The following is a 420-nucleotide window of genomic DNA, read 5'->3' on the forward strand; positions in this document are numbered from 1 at the left end:
TGGGAAGTACCGCCAGCTGGAAATGCACTGGTTCATAATCTCGTTGATTTCCCGGATTTCCCATTGCTTCGGCTCGTCAAAAGCATGGTTCAAGGCTTCCTTATAGAGCTGCTTGGAGCAGACCATGCTCCCGGTGTATTTATCAAGATACGCCTGTATCATCCCGGCTTTGGTGTCCTCCGGCATAAAATCCCGCTGGTGTTCTTTGAGATACCGCTGCATGGCGGGGCTGAAAGCCAGCTTGAACCTGCCGCTTTTATAAATCTCCATCGCTTCCGCCCACATCTGCCCGATATAGGCTCTGGAAGCGGCTTCATCCTCCAAAATGTGAACTTCCGCCTGCTCCGGGTACACCATGACCGGGATAAAGCGGCGGTTGCCGGAACGGTCAAGGGGCAGGAAGTCAAGGGCATTGGAAGT

1 protein-coding gene is annotated in these 420 nt (G+C 53.3%); it reads right to left on the reverse strand.

Going from position 1 to position 420, the window contains the following annotated elements:
• Window positions 1-420: virulence-associated E family protein (locus tag DW931_RS15595; protein WP_243036966.1), on the reverse strand; the 420-nt coding region annotated here is incomplete at both ends.

The organism is Clostridium sp. AM43-3BH, from assembly GCF_003479985.1.
Lineage (GTDB): Bacteria > Bacillota > Clostridia > Lachnospirales > Lachnospiraceae > Otoolea > Otoolea fessa.